The sequence below is a fragment of the Priestia sp. FSL H7-0729 genome (assembly GCF_038005685.1).
Taxonomy (GTDB): domain Bacteria; phylum Bacillota; class Bacilli; order Paenibacillales; family Paenibacillaceae; genus Paenibacillus.
In genome coordinates, this window is the sequence record NZ_JBBOTQ010000032.1 from 1 (window position 1) to 2,316 (window position 2,316).

The window sequence follows — 2,316 nt, forward strand, 5'->3', positions numbered from 1 at the left end:
CTACCCTGTGGCAGTAACAGGCATCGGTCAAGATCCGGGAGCAGACATCCAGCAGACCAAGGAGATCTTACGCCGTGTGCCGAACCGCGGGATAGGGTATGGCATTCTCCAATGGCTGGGTGAAAGCGAGCTATCCGGAATTGAGCCTGAAATAACCCTGAACTATCTGGGAGAATTCGGCCAGGAGATGAACCCAGGGACGTGGCGTCTGAGCGAAGAAGAGCGTGGGGAAGAAGTATCGGAAGCCAACCGGTTTGGAACGCCGATCTCGGTGAACGGAGCAGTGATGGACAAACGTTTGCAGATGCGGATCAGCTATGAACGCGAAGCATGTGATGACCGCCAGATGCATGCTTTAGCCGAAGCGTTCATGGATAAGCTTATGGAGCTCATTGAGCATTGTGTTTCCAGAAGCGAAACAGAGCATACCCCTTCTGACTTCGGAGAACGTACCTGGACTCAGAAAGAATTGAACGGTGTAATGCTTAAGATCCAGCGTCAGGGATATCAGTTGGAACGGATCTATCCTCTTACCTCACTGCAGGAAGGTATGTTGTACCATAAAGTGTCGGAACCATCCTCTACAAGTTATGTTGTTCAGGTCGTCTATCAGATGGAAGGATTAATCGACATAGAAGCATTGAAAGAAAGTCTTCAATTATTGACAGTCAAACACGATGTATTACGTACAAGTATCATTCATACACAAGTCAGTATGGCTCGTCAGGTACTGCTGAAGAACAAAAACGTAGAGTTCTCACATATTGACCTCAGGAATGATCCTGAAAGCTCTCATGCTTGGGAAAAAGCAAAGAGAGATGATGTTGAGCGAGGGTTCGATCTAGAGAATGACAGTCTGCTTCGGGCAGTATTAGTGGATTTTCAGGAAAAAGATACGCGGCTTGTACTCACTTTTCACCACATTATTATGGATGGTTGGAGTATGTCTCTGCTTGTTAAAGACTTGTTGTATTTGTACACGTCTATTCTTCACGGAACCTCAAAAGAGAAACTGCAACAAAACTTGTCTGTGCCAACTTCATATGGAGATTACGTCGTTCAACTGGAGGCAAAAGACCAGGCTTCCTCCCTGAGCTACTGGAAAGAGCTTCTTCAGAATTATGAATCTTCCTCAGACATTATCCCCGAGGGGAGCCCGGATTCGACTGACAGAGAGGTAGAGCGCGTCGAGCTTGGATTAAGCAAGAGTGAAACTATTGAGGTTGAAAATCTTTGTTCTCATTTGGGTATAACTGTCAATACGATCGTGGAGGCAGCGTGGGGAATCGTACTTCAAAAGTATAACAATTCAAGTGAGGCTGTGTTTGGTAAAATCGTATCCGGCCGAAATATAAATCTGCCTCATGTTGAAGAGATTGTTGGCCTGTTTATCAATATGATCCCTGTACATGTTCAGGCGAGTTCCAAAACCACAATGCGTGAGCTGCTTCTGTCTTTGCAGCAGCAAGCATTGCAAAGCTCGGAGCATGATTATTGTTCGCTGGCTGATATTCAGAATCTGCATGAGCAGGGAAGTCATCTAATTCAGACGATGCTGGCATTCGAAAACTATTTTGTCCAGCCTGAAACAGCAGCGCAGAATGAAAACTTTAAAATGATTGAAGCAAGGGAGCAAACGAATTATTCGTTGACATTGCTGGCCATGAATGCAGAAACGTTAGAATTCGCTCTGATGTATGATACTCATCGATACAGCGGGGAAGAAGTATCTAGAATTCTGGGACGGCTACGTAGTGCCTTGATCCAAATCGCGTTGAATCCTGAAGTGTCTATGGATCAAATTCGACTTACGGATGAGAATGAAATGGACGTGATCGTTAAACAATTTAATGCAACGGACACGGCTTATCCCTCTGACCGAAGCGTGGTGAAACTGTTCCATTCCGAGGCTGCATTGATTCCTGATCAGCTAGCTGTCGTGTCAGGCGAAGAGCAGATGACATACCGTGAACTGGAACAGCGTTCCAGTCAGCTGGCAGAACAGTTACGGCTTGCAGGTGTGGAGCGAGGAGATTATGTGGGTATTATGGCAGAGCGGAATACACATACGATCACGGGGATTTTGGCGATTTTGAAGGTCGGAGCAGCGTACATGCCGATTGATCCCAAATATCCAGATCAGCGAATAGCTTACATGCTGAAGGACAGTAGGGCCAAGGTAGTGCTTATCGGTCAACAAAAGCCCGAAGCGCTGAAGGCCAGTCAAGTTACAACCTTGTCCATGCTGGCATCGGAAGGAGTGCGAGAAGAAGTTGCCTCTCCGCCTGAGACGGTGGGACAAACAGTAGAAGAGGT

General features: G+C 46.6%; 1 protein-coding gene. It reads left to right on the forward strand.

Features of this window, described 5'->3' with window-relative positions; genetic code table 11:
• The coding region (locus tag MHH93_RS28370; protein ID WP_500056827.1) for a condensation domain-containing protein at positions 1-2,316 on the forward strand (2,316 nt) is incomplete at both ends.